We start from the raw sequence: 15,171 nt of genomic DNA on the forward strand, positions 1-15,171 counted from the left end.
GGCTACAACCGCGCCGCCTCCCTGGTCGAGCGCATGGAGAAGGAGGGCCTCGTCGGCCCGGCCAACCATGCCGGCAAGCGCGAGATCCTCTCCTATAGCCGCGACCGCATCATCCATGTCGGCGGCCCGGACATGGAGGACGAGGACGCCTGAGCGAAGCCTCGGAGGCGGCCTCCGGCGCTGCTGAAAGGACTGCTGCTTCGGCTGCGATTCCCGGCTAACCTTCCCGGCATGGCCGGGCCCTCCCGGCGCCCGCCGGACCATCGCCCACATGACAAGCCAGATCGCCGCCGGGCTCCTGATCTGCCTCTGCGCGACCGCCTGGCGGATGATGCGCTCGCTCCCCGCCTGGCTCCGCCTGGCGACGGGGGCGGTGCTGCTCGCCGGCCTCACCGCGGCGGTGGTCCAGATGGTCGGCTCGCCGCTCCAGCCGGTCTTCGTCGCCACAGGTGCGGCAGCCGTCGTCTGGGAGCAGGTCGTCGTCGCCGCCTGGTGGCTGCTCGCCGCGCGGCTGCTGGTCGAGGTCCTGCGCAGCACGCTCTTCAACCGCGGCCTCGCCGCCAAGGGCCGGCTCCAGGGGGACCTGCTGGCCGGGCTGATCTACCTTGCGGCGGTCCTCACCGTGGTCGACACCGTACTCGACCTGCCGATCCGCGCCCTGCTCGCCACCTCGGGCGTCATCGCCATCGTCCTCGGCCTCGCCCTGCAGAGCACCCTGGCGGACGTGTTCTCCGGCATCGCGGTCGGCATCGAGCGCCCCTTCAACATCGGCGACCGGGTCTGGCTGGAAGGGCCGATCGAGGGCGTCGTCGACCAGGTCAACTGGCGCTCCGTCCGCATCCGCACCGATGGCGGCGACATCGCCACCGTGCCGCACAGCGTGGCGGCCAAGTCCCGGGTGATCAATCGCAGCGTGCCGACGCCGCAGCGCAGCGACTCCGTCCGCATCCCCTGCGCCGCCAGCGTCCCGCCCGAGCGGGTCGCCGAGCTGGTCCGGCACGCATTGCTGCTCAGCCCCAGGATCCTGGCCCAGCCCCAGCCCGCCGTCGCGCTGGTGCGCATCGGCCGGCGCAGCAACGAGTACGAGATCGGCTTCGCCGTGGCGAGCAGCAACGATCTCTGGCACGCCAAGAGCACCCTCCTGGAGCAGGTGCTCCGGCAGTTCCGGTCGGCAGGCGTCGAAACCGCCGACCGGCCCGGGGGCGGCGCCACGAGCGAGCCGGATCCGGCGTCCGGCAGCCGCCGCTTCCTCGCCATCCCGCTGTTCCACGACATCGCCGACGATCAGCGCGAGCGGCTGTGCCGGCAGGCGCTGAGCCGGTCGCTGGAGCCGGGCGACGCTCTGTTCCGGCAAGGCGACACGGAGGGGTCGCTGTTCTTCGTCGCCTCGGGCGTGATGGAGGTGACCCGCACCGTCGGAGCCCGGTCCTCGAGCCTGGGCCGCATCGGCGCGGGCGACTATATCGGCGAGATCGGCCTGCTGACGGGGGCTCCGCACGCGGCCACCATCACGGCCCTGACGCCGAGCGACGTCCTCGAGCTCAGGAAGGAGCACCTGGCGCCGCTCCTGGCCGAGACGCCGCACCTGATGCACGCCTTCGAGGCGTCGGCCCGCCGCGGCCAGGCCCTGTTCGATCGCCGGGTCGCCGCCAGCGTCGGCGCCGAGACCGTGCCGCCCGGGCAGCTCCTGGCCCGGATCCGGGATTATTTCCGGGTGCATCATGTCCGGCCCGGGCCGGATGCGCACGCTGCGCGCCGCCACCCCGCGGCCCAGGCGAATTCGCCGCCCGGCGGCGATTGACGGCGCAGGCCCGCTCGCTATAGTCCGCGCGCGCTGCCCCTATGGCGGAACTGGTAGACGCGTCCGACTCAAAATCGGATTCCGCAAGGAGTGCTGGTTCGATTCCGGCTAGGGGCACCAACACGCGGCGCAGCGCTCGCCGAGCCTTGCTTCTTCAAGCCTTGAACTGACGCAGGCGGGGGTCGTCGCTCCTGGCGATGTTCTCCGCCTCGCCCTCGAAGGTCACGCCCAGCGTGTCGCCCTTGCGCCAGGCGACATGCGCCCTGTGCATCATGCGATTGGTCATCATCACCAGATAGAATTCGTTCGGGATCTCGTTGGCGCCCGTCACCGTGACGCGGGCGCCGCTGGCGGAGATGTCGCGGACCGTGCAATCCCGGGCGAAGATGAAGTCGCCGAAGGTGATCTTGGCGCTCTTCATCACGCGTTGCCGCGGCGCTGTGCGGCGATCGTCGGGAGAAGCATCGGGGGCCGTGGTGCTCATGCCCACAGCATCGCATGGGACCTCCTAAGAAACTGCGAATGACGCGCGTCATCGCACGACGCCCGCTGCGGCCGGCGTTCACGCCGTCTTGAGGGAGCCTCTCCGCTCCGTGACTCGCCTCCCATGGCGACACCGGCTATTGCTGTGGCGAAAGGCCGCGTCGGATGCGGAGCGGGTCAGCGCTGCGTTCCGGGGCCTGGATCTTGGATATGGGGGATGTTTCGAACCGGCCCTGGCTGGGGTCGGCAACCCGAACTCGTACCGGACCACGCCCATGCGCCGCCTCGCCGTCTCGCTCGTCTTCATCGCCGCAGCCGGCGTGGCCGTGGCGCAGCCGCGCGCCGTCGTCGAGCTGTTCACCAGCCAGGGCTGCTCATCCTGCCCGCCGGCCGACCGGCTGGTGACCGAGCTCGCCAGGGATCCGAGCCTGCTCGCCCTCTCCCTGCCGGTCGATTACTGGGACTATCTCGGCTGGAAGGACACGTTGGCGCGCCACGATTTCAGCATGCGCCAGCACGCCTATGCCGAAGGCCGCGGCGACCGCGACATCTACACGCCCCAGGTCGTGGTCAACGGCCTGGTGCACGGCGTCGGCTCGGACCGCGCCCTGGTCGAGAAGGCGATCGTCGACACCGCCAAGGGGCAGCTCCTGCCCGTTCCCGTCTCGATCGTGGCGGGACCGAACAACGAGTACCATATCTCGGTCGGCGCCGGCAGCGGCTCCGGCGAGGTCCTGGTCGCCCCGCTCGAGACCAGCGCCCGCGTCATCATCGAGCGCGGCGAGAACAGCGGCACCACCGCGACCTACACCAACGTGGTGCGCGCCATGCGCAAGGTCGCCGACTATTCCGGCGCTCCGATGACCCTCACGCTCGCCCGCAGCGCCGTGACCACCCCGAACGCCGACGCCTTCGCCGTCCTGGTCCAGAAGACGGAGAAGGGTTGCCCCAACGCCATTCTCGGCGCCGCGCTGGAGCGCTCCGTCGCGATGCGGTGAAGGCCCGGCCGTTTCCCCGGCATCGGTGCAGCCAAACCCGGCCCTCGATGGGCCGACGGGCGCTTTGACGCGCGACGACGCGACGTATAAACGTTTAACTCGACCTTCCCGGGAGCGTCCGCGACACCGATGGCAACCATACGCGACGTCGCCGAGAAGGCTGGTGTGTCCGTCGCGACCGTCTCGCATGTGGTGAATGGGTCTCGCCGCGTCTCGCCGGAGGTGAAGGCGCGGGTGCTCAAGGCGATCGCCGCGCTGAAATATCGCCGCGACGGCATCGCGCGCAGCCTGCGCATGAGCCAGACCCGCACCATCGGGCTGATGATCTCCGACATCTCCAACCCGTTCTTCGCCGATTTCGTGCGGGGCATCGAGGATGCCGTGCATGCGCGCGATCCCAACTACAACCTGATCCTGTGCAACTCGGAGGAGCAGGAGGACAAGGAGCGGCGCCTGTTCGACGTGGTGCTGGAGAAGCGCGTCGACGGCATCGTCATCGTGCCGGCGGGCGGCAATCGCGACTATCTCAACGACCTGATCGGCACCGGCCTGCCCGTGGTCTTCGCCGATCGCTTCCTGCCGGGGCTGGATGCCGACGCGGTGATCGTCGACAACCGCGACGCCTCCTTCCGGCTGGTCACGCACCTCGTCCGCCTCGGGCACCGGCGCATCGCGGCGCTGAACGCCCATCTCGCCGCCACCTCGATCCGCGAGCGCATCGAGGGCTACCGCGACGCGCTGGAGGCGGCGGGCATCCCCTTCGACGAGAGGCTCGTCGTCACCAGCCGCTCGCGCATCGAGGATGCCGTGGTCGCCGGCAGCGAGGTCCTCGACCTCAGGCCGGCTCCGACGGCCGCGTTCTGCACCAACAACTTCATGACGCTCGGCCTGATCCGGGCGCTGTCCGACCGGGGGCTGCGCTGCCCGGAGGACATGGCCGTCATCGGCTTCGACGACTTCCCCTGGGCTTCGACCTTCCGGCCCCGGCTCACCGTGGTCTCGCAGCCGAGCTACGCCCTCGGCCAGGAGGCGGCCAACCTGCTGTTCGACCGCCTGCTCAAGAAGCGCACCGGCCCGCCGGTGCGGCTGACGCTGGGAACCAGCCTGATCATCCGCGAATCCTGCGGCGCGCACGCCCGCGTCCCGGCCTGACCGGCAGGGCCGATCACGCGGGGGACGCGATGACCGGCAAGCCGATCACGCGGCGATGATCGACTTTGTCGATCACACTGGAGACGCGATGATCGATGAGATCGATCACGCGGGGGACGCGATGCTCGACTTTGTCGATCACGCGGCGATGACCGGCTCCGCCGGTCACGCGGGGGTGCCCAGCCGCGTGCCGTGGTGGCGCAGCCGATCCTGGACGAAGGCGACCGGCACCTCGGCGGTGCCGACGCCCCGGCCGGCGCTGAAGGCGGCGGCGATGGCCGCCGCCTCGCCGGTCATGGCGCAGGCCGGCACGTTGCGGGTCGAGCCGAAGGCGACCTCGTCGACCGAGATGCAGCGTCCCGCCATATAGAGGCCGCCGATCCGTTCGGGCACGAGGCAGCGGAAGGGGATGCCATAGCCTTCGCCGACATTGTCCATGATGGCCCGGTCCCCGCCCGGCTCGTGCACGTCGACCGGCGAGTTGCACAGGCCGATCGCGTCGGGGAAGCGGGCCTGGCCGCGCACGTCGGCCTCGCTCAGCACGTAGCGCCCGCGGATGCGCCGCGTCTCGCGGATGCCGAGCTTGGGCGCGACTTCCAGGAAGATCGCCGCCTCGAAGCCGCGGACATAGCGCTTGAGGAAGTCGAAGGCGCAATAGGCCTGCTTGCGGATCTCGATCTCGGCGCGGCTGAGCACGCGGTCGTCGAGGCCGTTGCCATGGAAGCGCGTGACGTTGACGCTGACCTCGCCGGGGATCAGGCCGGTCTTCAGGGTCATGTGGTTCTTGGGCACGATCCAGTCGAAGCCCTCGGCCTTGGCCCGCTCGATGCGGCGGGTGAAGCCGGTGGCGAGCACGGCCATCACATAGTCCTCGTTGCGGCCGCCCGCCTCCGGCGGATGCACCAGCTCCCACATGTCGTCGGCGCTTTCGCGGCAGTCGGCGACCAGGGCCGGGACGTCGACGTTGAGGACGCGGAAATAGGAGGTGATCGGCTGGGTCAGCCCGTCGGCCGGCCGCCCGAGCATGAACTCGGCGCCGGCGAGCGCGGCCACGTCGCCGTCGCCGGAGGCGTCGACGAAGGCCTTGGCGAGAACGAGCCTCGTGCCGGACTTGGTGCGGACCGCAAGCCCCTCCAGCCGGTCCCCGGCCATCACGGCCTCGACCGCCTGGGCCCGCAGCAGCACCTCGACGCCCGCCTCCTCGACCAGCTCGATGATGACGCGCTGCATCACCTCCGCGTCGAAGGCGCCGGTATAGGAGCCCCAATAGGAGGTCCGCACCGCGGCGTCGGCGCCCTTGTAGGCGACGCAGCGCTCGATCATCTCCTGGAAGACGCCGCCGTTGATCAGTCCGGTCGGCTTGGTCAGCCGCCCGCCGGTGACGAGGCCGCCGAGCACGCCGCTGCCCTCGATCAGCAGGGTGCGGGCGCCTTCGCGCGCCGCCCGCACCGCGGTCACCGTCCCGGCGGCGCCGGCACCGACCACGACGACGTCATAGGTTCCGAAGAGGTCCATCTGCTGCTCCCCGGCGGCTCGGCCGCCATATGCGATTGCCCAGCGGCGGCTCGGCCGCCGCGTGCGATAAGGGGCGGCGGCTCGGCCGCCGCATGCGGTGTGAGGCGGCGGCTCAGCCGCCAAATTCGATGATGCTGAGGCCGGCATTGTAGTCGGTGGCGTAGATCAGGCCCGCGGCGTCGACGAAGACGTCGCAGCTCTGGATCACCCGCGCCTTGCCGGGACGCGGGTCGACCATGGCCCGCGGCGCCGCCGGCACCAGCGCCCCCGTCTCCACCGGCCGGAAGGGATCGGTGATGTCGAAGGCGCGCACGCCGGCGTTCTGGTAGGTGGCGAAGATCAGGGTGTCGCTGACGAAGCTGCCCGGCCGGTTCTCGTGGATGTTGTGCGGCCCGAAATGGCCGCCGAGCGCCGCATAGTCGCGCTCGGCCGGCGTCGGAAAGGTCGAGATGCCGACCGGGTTGGTCCTGTCGCGGATGTCGAACAGCCAGGTCAGTTTCAGCCCGTCCTCCTGGTGGTCGAGCACCGCCTCGTCGAGCACGACTAGGAGGTCGCGCCGGGGCAGCGGCAGGCAGTTGTGCGTGCCGCCGCCGAAGGGCGGCGACCAGTTGCGGTGCGCCAGCGTCCTGGGCGCGGCCCGGTCGGCGATGTCGAGCACCACCAGCCCGGCATCGCGCCAGGCGGCATAGGCCGTGTCGCCGTCGACGATGGCGTGGTGCAGCCCATATTTGCGGTTCGCCGGCCAGGACGGCGTCTCCCCGGCTGCCGCGTTCATGCCGGGCAGCCAGTAGCGCCCGACCTCGCACGGGCGGGTCGGGTCCGCCATGTCGACGGTCATGAAGATGAAGTCGGTGAAGCCGTCGAGCAGGGCGGAGACGTAGGCCCAGCGCCCGCCGGTCCACCAGATGCGGTGGATGCCGCCCGAGACCTCCATGAAGCCGATGCGGCGCGGCCGGTCCGGCACGGATATGTCGTAGACCGCCAGGCCCGCGGTCCAGGTCCGGCCGGAGAAGTCGTTGGCGGCGGCGGTCAGCGCCGAGCCCGCGGCGGCGCGGTAATAGCTCTTCTCGTCGGCGAAGGCCTGGTCGGCGAAGACGTCCTTGCCGTTGATGACGAGGAGCAGGTCGTCATGGGCCTGCAGGTGGACGTTCCAGGTCTCGGGCGGCGCCGGCACGTGGGCGACGGGTCTCGGCCGCGCCGGGTCGCGCACGTCCACGACACTGAAGCCTCCGGAAAAGATGTGGCCGACGTAGGCATGGCCGCGATGCACCATCACCTGCACGCCGTCGGGCCGGCCGCCCTGGTCGCTGTGCCCGACGATGCGCATGTTGCGCGCGAGGTCCGGCGGGGGAAGATCGTCTCGGCTCATGGCGGTGCGGGCCCGTTCGTCGTCGTCGGGGGACAAGCGAGGTCGTCCGCATGGCCGGCATAGCCGAGGCTCGGCCTCGGCGTCTTGCGAAGGACGGCGATCGAAGATCGCCCATGCCCGGCCATGACGACCGAAAGCGCAGCGCCCTCATCGACAGACGCTCGCCTGGAGGAAGGGAACTCGCGCCGCGGGAGGAGACCGGCGGCGCGAGCCGTTGGGAGCGCGTCAGGCCTTGACGCGGTTGCCCCAATTGTTCTGGTCGTCGACGTTCTCCTTGTAGATCATCACCGGCTGGATCAGCGTCTTCTTCTCGAAGGGCTTGCCGGCGAGATGGGCCTCCATGCTGCCGACGATCGACTCGGCCATGGAGAAGGGGTTCTGCCCGACATCGGCGTCCTGGATGCCGTCGCGGATGCGCTGCAGGCCGAGCGGCGTGCCGTCGAAGCCGACGATCGGGATATGGCCGTCCTCGCCCGCCTTCTTCAGGCGGTTGATCTGGCGCAGCGCCGAGACCACGCCGCGGATCATCTCGTCGTTATGGGCCCAGATGCCGGCGACGTTGGGATCGCGGGTGAAGGCGTCGACCACCAGGGTCTGGGCATTGTCGGCCGTCCACTCGCATTTCAGCGTGTCGATCTTCATGCCGGGATACTTGGCCTCGGCCTGCTCGTGGAAGCCCTTGAAGCGCAGGTTGGACTGGCCCGAGCCGATCGCGCCGCGGCATTCCAGCACCAGGCCCTTGCCGCCGATCAGCTTGGCCATGGCGTCGGCGCCGGCGCGCCCGCCCGCCTCGTCGTCGAAGGTGTTGTAGGCGACCCAGTCGCCCTCCGGCGGCAGGTTCTCCAGGAGGAAGAGCGGGATGTTGGACTGGTTGGCCTTGCGCACGCCGCCCTGCAGCAGCTTGGCGTCGACCGGGTTGAGCAGGATCAGGTCGGGCTGCTTGGAGACCACGTCGAGCAGCTGGGTCGTCTGGGTCGAGGGATCGCCCTTGCCGTCGAGCACCGAGATGCTCATGCCCTTCTCGGCGGCGAGCTCCTTGACGCGGCCGACCAGCGTCACCTGGTACTCGTATTGCAGGCCGAAGGCGATGTAGGCGAGGCGCTTGCCCGCCAGGGGACCGTCGGCCGCCCGGGCCGGGCGGGCAAGCCCCAGGCCCGCCGCCAGCGCGAGGGCCGAGCCGCCGAGGAGGACGCCGCGGCGGGATGGGCGGTGCGTGTCGTTGCTGTCCATGGTCACGTTCCTTCCGATGATGATGCAAGGCTCTGTTGCAAGGCTTCTTGGGACCGCTCGGCGCGAGCGGCATCGTTCCTCCCGGCAGGCCGGCGCCTGGACGGGGAGCGGCGGGACCGCGGGTGCGGCCTATTTCGGCTTCTCGGCTTTCGCCTCCTTGGCGGCGATGACCCGCCGGCGCAGGCCGGCCTCGAGATAGCTGCGGCGATAGACGTCGAGGGCGGCGGCCGCGGCGATGACCAGGCCGCTCACCACGGAATCGTAGTTCGGCGGCACGTCGAGCAGGTTGACCGCGTTCTGCACCAGGCCGAGCAGCAGCACGCCGAGCAGCATGCCGCCCATGTTGCCTTCGCCGCCGAACAGGCTGACGCCGCCGATCACCACCGCGGCGATCACGGCGAGCTCCATGCCCTGGGCGGCCGTGGCCGCGCCGGCCTCGAAGCGGGCGGTGATCAGCAGGCCGGCGATCCCGGCCATCAGCCCGGAGATGACATAGGTGGCGATGATCACGCGGTCGGTGCGGATGCCGGCGAGCCGGGCGGCCAGCGCATTGCCGCCCGTGGCGTAGACGGATCGCCCGAAGCGGGTGCGCGACAGCACGAACTGGGCGATGGCGGCGAGCGCCAGGGTCAGCACGATCACGGCCGGCACGCCGAGGATGCGCGCGTCCTGCAGGTCGACGAAGATATCGGGCACCGGGGCGATGTTCTGCCCGCCGGAGAAGATATAGGCGAGGCCGCGGCCGATGCTCATGGTGGCGAGCGTCGCGATCAGGGCCGGAATGCGCAGCTTGGTCACCGCCAGGCCGTTGGCCAGCCCGAACAGCGCGCCCGTGCCGAGCGCGGCGAGGATCGCCAGGCCGGGCGACCAGCCGTTGAACTCGACCAGGCCGACGCTCAGCACCGAGGAGAGCACCAGCACCGAGGCGACCGAGAGGTCGATCCCGGCAACGAGGATGACGAAGGTCTGCCCGATGGCGACGACGGCGATGATGGTGGCCGACTGCAGCACGTTCTCCAGGTTGCGCGTCGTGGCGAACACCGGGCTCGCCACGGTCATCACCAGGCAGCCGAGCAGGATGACGGCGAGCAGGCCGATGCCCTGCACCAGGTCGAGGAAGGAGATGTTGGCGCCGAACCGCGACGCCGGCCGCGCGCGGTTCGCGAAGGACGCGCCGAGGGAGTGTTGATCCATCGCCATATATCCGTTCCCTTGTCCGTTCCCCTGTGCGGCATCTCGGCCGTGCGCGGGCCGGACATCCTGCAAATGCCAAAGTCGCTGCGGCGCCAGCGTCCGCGTTCCGTGTCCGAGCCCGCCTAGCCGCTGGTCGCGCGGCTCATGATCGCCTCGCTCGTCGCCTCCGCCCGGGGCATGTCGCCCACCAGCCGGCCGGCGCGCATGACCAGCACGCGGTCGCTGAGGGCGAGGATCTCCGGCAGCTCCGAAGAGATCAGCAGGATGGCCATGCCCTCGCCGGCGAGGCGCAGCACCAGCTCGCTGATCTCGGCCTTGGCGCCGACGTCGACGCCCTTGGTCGGCTCGTCCAGGATCAGGAGCCGGGGGCGGCGCGCCAGCCAGCGCGCCAGCACCACTTTCTGCTGGTTGCCGCCCGAGAGCGTCGAGACGCGGACCTTGGCCGAGGGCATCTTGATGGCCAGGGCCTTGGCCTCGCGCGCCACGATCGCCTTCTCCGCGGCGAAGGACAGGAGGCCTGCCGGCGAGATCCGGTCCAGGAGGCCGATGGTGATGTTGGTCGAGACGCTGAGCAGGCTGATCAGGGCCTGGGCGCGGCGATCCTCGGGCACCAGGCCGATGCCCGCCGCGATCGCGGCCTGCGGGTCGCGCGGGCGCACCGGGCGCCCACCGATGCGCACGCTGCCCTGCTCGTAGGAGTCGATGCCGAAGATGCAGGCGGCGAGCTCGCTGCGCCCGGCGCCGACCAGGCCGGAGAGCCCGACGATCTCGCCGGCCCGCACCTGGAAATCGATGTCGGACAGCACCCCGCGCCGCGTCAGGCCGCTCACCTCGAGCACCACGTCGCCGATCGGTCGCGGCGCCGCCACGGTCTCGCGCACCTGCCGCCCGACCATCATGCGGATCACCGCGTCGTGGTCGAGCTCGGCGGCGGGGCGCGAGCCGACGAGGCGCCCGTCGCGCAGCACGGTGATCCGGTCGGCGATCCGGAACACCTCCTCCAGCCAATGCGACACGAAGACGATGCCGAGGCCCTTGGCCTTGAGGTCCCGCACGATCTCGAAGAGCCGGTCGATCTCCGGCGGGGAGAGCGAGGTGGTCGGCTCGTCCATGATCAGGATGCGGGAATCCTCGGCGAGCGCCCGGGCGATCTCGACGAGCTGCCCGTCCGCCGGCGACAGGCGCCGGGCCAGGGTGTTCGGCGCGATGTGCGGCGCGACCAGGGCCAGGGCCGCGGCCGCGCGCTCGCGCAGGGCATCGACCGCGATGAGGCCGAGCCGCGTCGGCCAGCGGCCGAGCACGATGTTCTCGGCCACCGTCATGTTCGGCACGAGGTGATGATCCTGGTGGATGGTGGCGACGCCCGCCCGATGCGCCGCCGCCGGGTTGGCGGCGAGAGGGATCCCTTCGACGGTGAGCTCGCCGCCGTCCGGGGCATGGAAGCCGGCCATCAGCTTGATCAGCGTCGACTTGCCAGCGCCGTTCTCGCCCAGCAGCGCATTCACCTCGCCCGGCCGCACCTCGAAGTCGACGTCGGCGAGCGCCAGCACGCCGGGGAAGGACTTGGTGATGCCGCGCGCGACCAGGACCGGTGCGCCCGCGGCATTGCGTCCGGCACTCCTGGCCTGTTCCGTCGAATCCGGCACCACGTCCTCCCCTTGGGCGTTAAACGTTTACGTCGTCATTGTTGGTCGAAACTGAAGACCCATTCGCGTCGATTGTCAATAGTATTATTTCTAAATTTACTTCAGTTCTGGCTGCATAGAGCAGGAAATAGTGATCACCGAGCGTCGATGTTGCTTTGCCAGTACGGATGGAGACTGAGATTCTTTCGGTCTTCGCCTTGGTCGTGCGCGATCTTCGTCTCCGGCTAAAGTTGCGTTGCGAGGCTGTGGGCCTCGGCGATGTTGCTCTCGATCAGCCGCGGCGCGACGCAATCGCCGACCCGTTCGATCCGCACGCCCCGCAGCTCCGGCGCCTCGCGGCAGCGGTGATAGAGATCCTCGCGCGAGCGGCGCCCCAGGACGGCCACCACCCAGTCGAGCCCCTCGATCCAGCTTTCCGCGCCGGGATGGAGCATGTATCCGTCCCACCCCGATGTGGCATCCGCCGCGAAGACCGAGGCGACGCGGACGCGGCCCGGCTCGATCGCGACCAGCGCCGTCTCGGGACGGATGGCGATGCGCTTGACCGCCGCGCGCCGGTAGAACAGCGTGCGGGTGCCGCCTTCGAGGTCGGAGCCGACCGCGTGGCGCGGCGTGACGATCTCCACCCGGCAGCCGCGGTCGGCGAGGTATTCGGCTGTGCCCGCCGCCTCCCAGCGGCCGTTCACGTCGATGACCAGGACGCGGCCCTGGAGCTGGACCTCGCCGCGGAGCACCTGGTCGCCGGAGACGACGAAGGGCAGGTCGAGCCCGGGGATGGCCGGCACGACCTGGCGTCCGAGGTCGCGCGCCAGCCGCACGTCGGCGGCCGGCCGGGCATTGCTGTCGGGCAGGTTCGGCTCGGAGCCGGTGGCCACCACCAGCACGTCGGGCGCCAGCGCGGCGATCGCGGCCGGCGAGCCCTCGGCGCGCAGCCGGATGTCGACGCCGAGATCGCGGATCGCCGCCTCGAGATAGTCGGCGACGCCGGCAATGGCCTGGTGCTCGGGCTGGCGCGCCGCCTGGCGGACCTGGCCGCCGAGCTCGCCGGCCCGTTCGAGCAAGGTGACGGCGTGGCCGCGTCGCCTGGCGATTTCCGCCACCTTCATCCCCGCCGGCCCGCCGCCGACCACCACCACGCGCCGCGCCCGGTCGACCGGCGGCAGCACCCGCTCGCTGACCTCGCGCTCCCGGCCGGCCGCCGGATTGTGGATGCAGCGCACCTGCTTCTCCTGGCCGACCTGGTAGATGCAGGCGTCGTTGCAGGCGATGCACGGCCGCACCAGGTGGCTGCGCCCGCTGCGCAGCTTGTTCGGCGTTTCCGGATCGGCGATGAGCTGGCGGGCGAAGCCGATCAGGTCCGCCTCGCCGGCTGCCAGCATCTCTTCGCCCAGCTCGGGCGGGCTGATCCGGCCGAAGGCCACCACCGGCAGCCGCGTCTGGCGCTTGAGCGCCGCGTTGAGCTCGCGGAACGTGCCGGCCGCCACGCCTGCCGGCGGGATCTCCATCCAGTAGCTGGAGAAGGAGCCCGCATCGGCGTTGAAATAGTCGACGCAGCCGGTCGCCTCCAGCGCCTCGGCCAGGCGCAGGCCGTAGTCGAGTCCGTAGCCGAAGGGCGTGAACTCGTGCAGGCAGATCCGCACCCCGACCGGGAAGTCCGCCGCCGTCGCCGCCTTGATCGCCTGCAGCACCTCCACCGAGAGCCGCACCCGGTTCTCGAACGAGCCGCCATAGCGGTCGGTGCGGTGGTTGAAGAAGGGCGAGGCGAAGGAGCGCAGCAGGCCGTCATGGGCGACCTTGATCTCGACGCCGTCGAAGCCGCCCTCGCGGGCGTTGCGGGCGCTGACGGCGAAGCCCTCGATCGTCGCGGCGATGTCGTCGAGGTCCATCGCCTTGGTGGAGAAGTTGCTGGAGGGCTCGGGCATCTGCGTCGGCGCCCAGAGGAGGTGCGGCGGATTCTCCAGCGAGGTGTGGCCGCCATGGGTGAGCTGGCCGATCAGCCTGGCGCCGTGCCGATGCACTGCCTCCGCCAGGCGGCGGTAGCGCGGGATCGTCGCCGGATCCCAGGCGCTGACGAAGCGGCGCGACATCTTGCCGGAGGGGTGCACGGCCTGGCTTTCGAACACGATCAGGCCGACGCCGCCGCGGGCGCGCTCCTCGTGATAGGCGACATGGGCGTCGGAGACCATGCCGTCGCGCCCGCCGAGGGCGGTGAAATGCGGCTGGAACACCAGGCGGTTGCGCAGCTCCAGGCCGCGGATGCGGAGCGGGCTGAACATCAGCGGCAGGGCCGGATGCGGCTCCTCCGGCGGCCTGCCGTGGCGCTCTTCCAGATCCGGGACGGACAAGGGCATGGTTCGGTTCCGTCGTTGCGCGGCCGCGGGCCGGCGCGATGCGCCCGGCCTCGTCGCTGCCGAAGGGACAGGCGTCGTCGGTCAGCGCGGCGCGATGGCGACCCGCGCGCCGTCCGCCGCCGAGCGTGCCACGGCGTCGAGCACCCGCATGTTCGCCACGGCGTCCGCGGGGGCATAGGGCACCGGCCGGCCGGCGATCACCGCCTCGGCGAAGGCCTCGGCCATCAGCCGGTACTGGTTCACCGGCGCGAAGACCTCCTCGCGCCGCCGCCCGTCGGTGTCGACGAGCACGACCAGGCCCTCCGGAGCGCGCGTGTCCATGCCCGGGATGATGGCGCGGGGCACCTCGATCGTGCCCTTGGTGCCGACGATGGTGCAGGTGCCCTGGCCGCCGGCCCTGAAGGAGCAGGTCATGGCGCCGAGCCGGCCGCCGCCATAGCCCAGGATCGCCGCCGCGGATACGTCGACCCCGAAGCTCGGGTCGATGTCGAGCCAGCCCTGCACGGTCTCAGGCTCCTCCCCGAAGATGCGGCGGACGATGCTGGCGGTGTAGCAGCCCATGTCGAGCAGGGCGCCGCCGCCGATGGCCGGGTCGAAGCGGACGTTGCGGGGGTCCGGCGGGTCCATCAGGTGGACGGAGAGATGCGCGCGCACCTCGCGCACCTCGCCCACCGCCCCGGACCGGACGAGCTCGAGCACCCGCACGTTCTGGGGGTGGAAGCGATACATGAAGCCTTCCATCAGCGGCACGCCGCGCGCGGCGAAGACGTCGGCGACGCGCTGGGCCTCGGCCGCGTCCATGGCCAGCGGCTTCTCGCACAGCACCGCCTTGCCCGCCTCGGCGGAGCGGATCGCCCATTGCGCATGGGCGCCGTTCGGCAGCGGAATGTAGACCGCGTCGATGCCGGGATCGGCGACCAGGGCCTCGTAGCCGTCCACGGCGCGGGGAATGTCGAGGTCGCGGGCGAAGGCCCGGGTCCGCTCCGGGTCGCGGCCGGCGACGGCGACCACCTCGCCGTTGGACGAGCCGCGGATCGCCGGGATCACCTGGCCGCGGGCGATGCCCGCCGTGCCCAGCACGCCCCACCTCAGACGCTTCGTCATCGCCGCCTCCCCGGGGGCGCCGTCGGGCGACATGCAGCCCGGGGCACCCTTCATTGTCGATCGTTGTTAATCGTTTAACAGTCGGGCAGCTTAGTCAGGTCGAACGGGCTGTCAAGACCGTTCCGGCGCATGCCGGCGACACCATGTCGTGATCGCGACAATCGGGCTGATCGAACGGGGCGGACAGGGCGCCGGGAGCGCGTCGACGCCGGGCGGCGCATGCGCATGGCGCCCCGGTCGCCGGCCTGCGCCGCGCCTCGGCCGACAAAATCGTTGACAGGGGGCCTTGCGCGTTTAAACGTTTACGTGGAACGGTGGCCGACAGCAG

At 70.8% G+C, this 15,171-nt stretch carries 13 protein-coding genes and 1 tRNA gene; 5 read left to right on the top strand and 9 right to left on the bottom strand.

The window, feature by feature from the left end; genetic code table 11:
* The 3 genes from QO011_RS41860 to QO011_RS41870 all read left to right on the top strand — a co-directional run.
* Window positions 1-153 (top strand): DNA translocase FtsK (locus tag QO011_RS41860; protein WP_307286598.1); only part of this gene is annotated, 153 nt, incomplete at its 5' end.
* 118 nt (window positions 154-271) lie between these two features.
* The gene (locus QO011_RS41865; protein ID WP_307286539.1) at window positions 272-1,801 is read left to right on the top strand and encodes a mechanosensitive ion channel family protein; all 1,530 of its coding nucleotides are present in this window, start codon (window positions 272-274) and stop codon (window positions 1,799-1,801) included.
* 35 nt (window positions 1,802-1,836) lie between these two features.
* A tRNA-Leu gene (locus QO011_RS41870) sits at window positions 1,837-1,921 on the top strand.
* 34 nt (window positions 1,922-1,955) lie between these two features.
* Here the strand turns inward: QO011_RS41870 and QO011_RS41875 are convergent.
* Window positions 1,956-2,285 carry a PilZ domain-containing protein gene (locus tag QO011_RS41875; protein ID WP_307286541.1) on the bottom strand — a complete coding sequence of 110 codons (330 nt, stop codon included), beginning with the start codon at window positions 2,283-2,285 and terminating at the stop codon, window positions 1,956-1,958.
* A gap of 274 nt (window positions 2,286-2,559) precedes the next feature.
* On the opposite strand from QO011_RS41875, the gene QO011_RS41880 reads away from it, so the two are divergent.
* Together QO011_RS41880 and QO011_RS41885 are read left to right on the top strand one after the other, a co-directional pair.
* Window positions 2,560-3,282 carry a DUF1223 domain-containing protein gene (locus QO011_RS41880; RefSeq protein ID WP_307286545.1) on the top strand — a complete coding sequence of 241 codons (723 nt, stop codon included), beginning with the start codon at window positions 2,560-2,562 and terminating at the stop codon, window positions 3,280-3,282.
* Window positions 3,283-3,411: 129 nt separating this feature from the next.
* Window positions 3,412-4,434, top strand: a complete 1,023-nt coding sequence (locus QO011_RS41885; RefSeq protein WP_307286547.1) for a LacI family DNA-binding transcriptional regulator — start codon at window positions 3,412-3,414, stop codon at window positions 4,432-4,434.
* 13 nt (window positions 4,435-4,447) lie between these two features.
* On the opposite strand, the gene QO011_RS41890 is transcribed toward QO011_RS41885, so the two are convergent.
* From QO011_RS41890 to QO011_RS41925, 8 genes are all read right to left on the bottom strand, one after another.
* Window positions 4,448-4,576, bottom strand: a complete 129-nt coding sequence (locus QO011_RS41890) for a hypothetical protein (RefSeq protein ID WP_307286549.1) — start codon at window positions 4,574-4,576, stop codon at window positions 4,448-4,450.
* Between the two features lie 23 nt (window positions 4,577-4,599).
* On the bottom strand, window positions 4,600-5,949 hold the full coding sequence (locus QO011_RS41895) for an FAD-dependent oxidoreductase (protein ID WP_307286552.1): 1,350 nt from the start codon (window positions 5,947-5,949) through the stop codon (window positions 4,600-4,602).
* A 112-nt stretch (window positions 5,950-6,061) separates the two neighbouring features.
* Window positions 6,062-7,318, bottom strand: coding sequence for an LVIVD repeat-containing protein (locus QO011_RS41900; protein ID WP_307286600.1), 1,257 nt, complete (start codon window positions 7,316-7,318; stop codon window positions 6,062-6,064).
* Window positions 7,319-7,543: 225 nt separating this feature from the next.
* Window positions 7,544-8,548: a sugar ABC transporter substrate-binding protein gene (locus tag QO011_RS41905; RefSeq protein ID WP_307286554.1), complete on the bottom strand. Its 1,005-nt coding sequence runs from the start codon at window positions 8,546-8,548 to the stop codon at window positions 7,544-7,546.
* 129 nt (window positions 8,549-8,677) lie between these two features.
* Window positions 8,678-9,742 carry an ABC transporter permease gene (locus QO011_RS41910; protein ID WP_307286557.1) on the bottom strand — a complete coding sequence of 355 codons (1,065 nt, stop codon included), beginning with the start codon at window positions 9,740-9,742 and terminating at the stop codon, window positions 8,678-8,680.
* A gap of 122 nt (window positions 9,743-9,864) precedes the next feature.
* The gene (locus QO011_RS41915) at window positions 9,865-11,388 is read right to left on the bottom strand and encodes a sugar ABC transporter ATP-binding protein (RefSeq protein ID WP_307286559.1); all 1,524 of its coding nucleotides are present in this window, start codon (window positions 11,386-11,388) and stop codon (window positions 9,865-9,867) included.
* Window positions 11,389-11,612: 224 nt separating this feature from the next.
* Window positions 11,613-13,739 (bottom strand): oxidoreductase, encoded by a 2,127-nt coding sequence (locus QO011_RS41920; protein WP_307286561.1) that lies wholly within the window; start codon window positions 13,737-13,739, stop codon window positions 11,613-11,615.
* 81 nt (window positions 13,740-13,820) lie between these two features.
* Entirely contained in the window at window positions 13,821-14,843 is a 1,023-nt protein-coding gene (locus tag QO011_RS41925; protein ID WP_307286563.1) for a Gfo/Idh/MocA family protein, read from the bottom strand.
* Window positions 14,844-15,171 lie beyond the last annotated feature (328 nt).

The sequence above is a fragment of the Labrys wisconsinensis genome, from assembly GCF_030814995.1.
In the GTDB taxonomy this organism is placed as follows: Bacteria; Pseudomonadota; Alphaproteobacteria; order Rhizobiales; family Labraceae; genus Labrys; species Labrys wisconsinensis.

What these genes read in the sequence shown, in the direction of transcription:
- QO011_RS41865 (WP_307286539.1), top strand. Translation starts at nt 272, where the DNA reads ATGACAAGCCAGATCGCCGCCGGGCTCCTGATCTGCCTCTGCGCGACC.
- QO011_RS41875 (WP_307286541.1), bottom strand. Translation starts at nt 2,285, where the DNA reads ATGAGCACCACGGCCCCCGATGCTTCTCCCGACGATCGCCGCACAGCG.
- QO011_RS41880 (WP_307286545.1), top strand. Translation starts at nt 2,560, where the DNA reads ATGCGCCGCCTCGCCGTCTCGCTCGTCTTCATCGCCGCAGCCGGCGTG.
- QO011_RS41885 (WP_307286547.1), top strand. Translation starts at nt 3,412, where the DNA reads ATGGCAACCATACGCGACGTCGCCGAGAAGGCTGGTGTGTCCGTCGCG.
- QO011_RS41895 (WP_307286552.1), bottom strand. Translation starts at nt 5,949, where the DNA reads ATGGACCTCTTCGGAACCTATGACGTCGTCGTGGTCGGTGCCGGCGCC.
- QO011_RS41900 (WP_307286600.1), bottom strand. Translation starts at nt 7,318, where the DNA reads ATGAGCCGAGACGATCTTCCCCCGCCGGACCTCGCGCGCAACATGCGC.
- QO011_RS41905 (WP_307286554.1), bottom strand. Translation starts at nt 8,548, where the DNA reads ATGGACAGCAACGACACGCACCGCCCATCCCGCCGCGGCGTCCTCCTC.
- QO011_RS41910 (WP_307286557.1), bottom strand. Translation starts at nt 9,742, where the DNA reads ATGGATCAACACTCCCTCGGCGCGTCCTTCGCGAACCGCGCGCGGCCG.
- QO011_RS41920 (WP_307286561.1), bottom strand. Translation starts at nt 13,739, where the DNA reads ATGCCCTTGTCCGTCCCGGATCTGGAAGAGCGCCACGGCAGGCCGCCG.
- QO011_RS41925 (WP_307286563.1), bottom strand. Translation starts at nt 14,843, where the DNA reads ATGACGAAGCGTCTGAGGTGGGGCGTGCTGGGCACGGCGGGCATCGCC.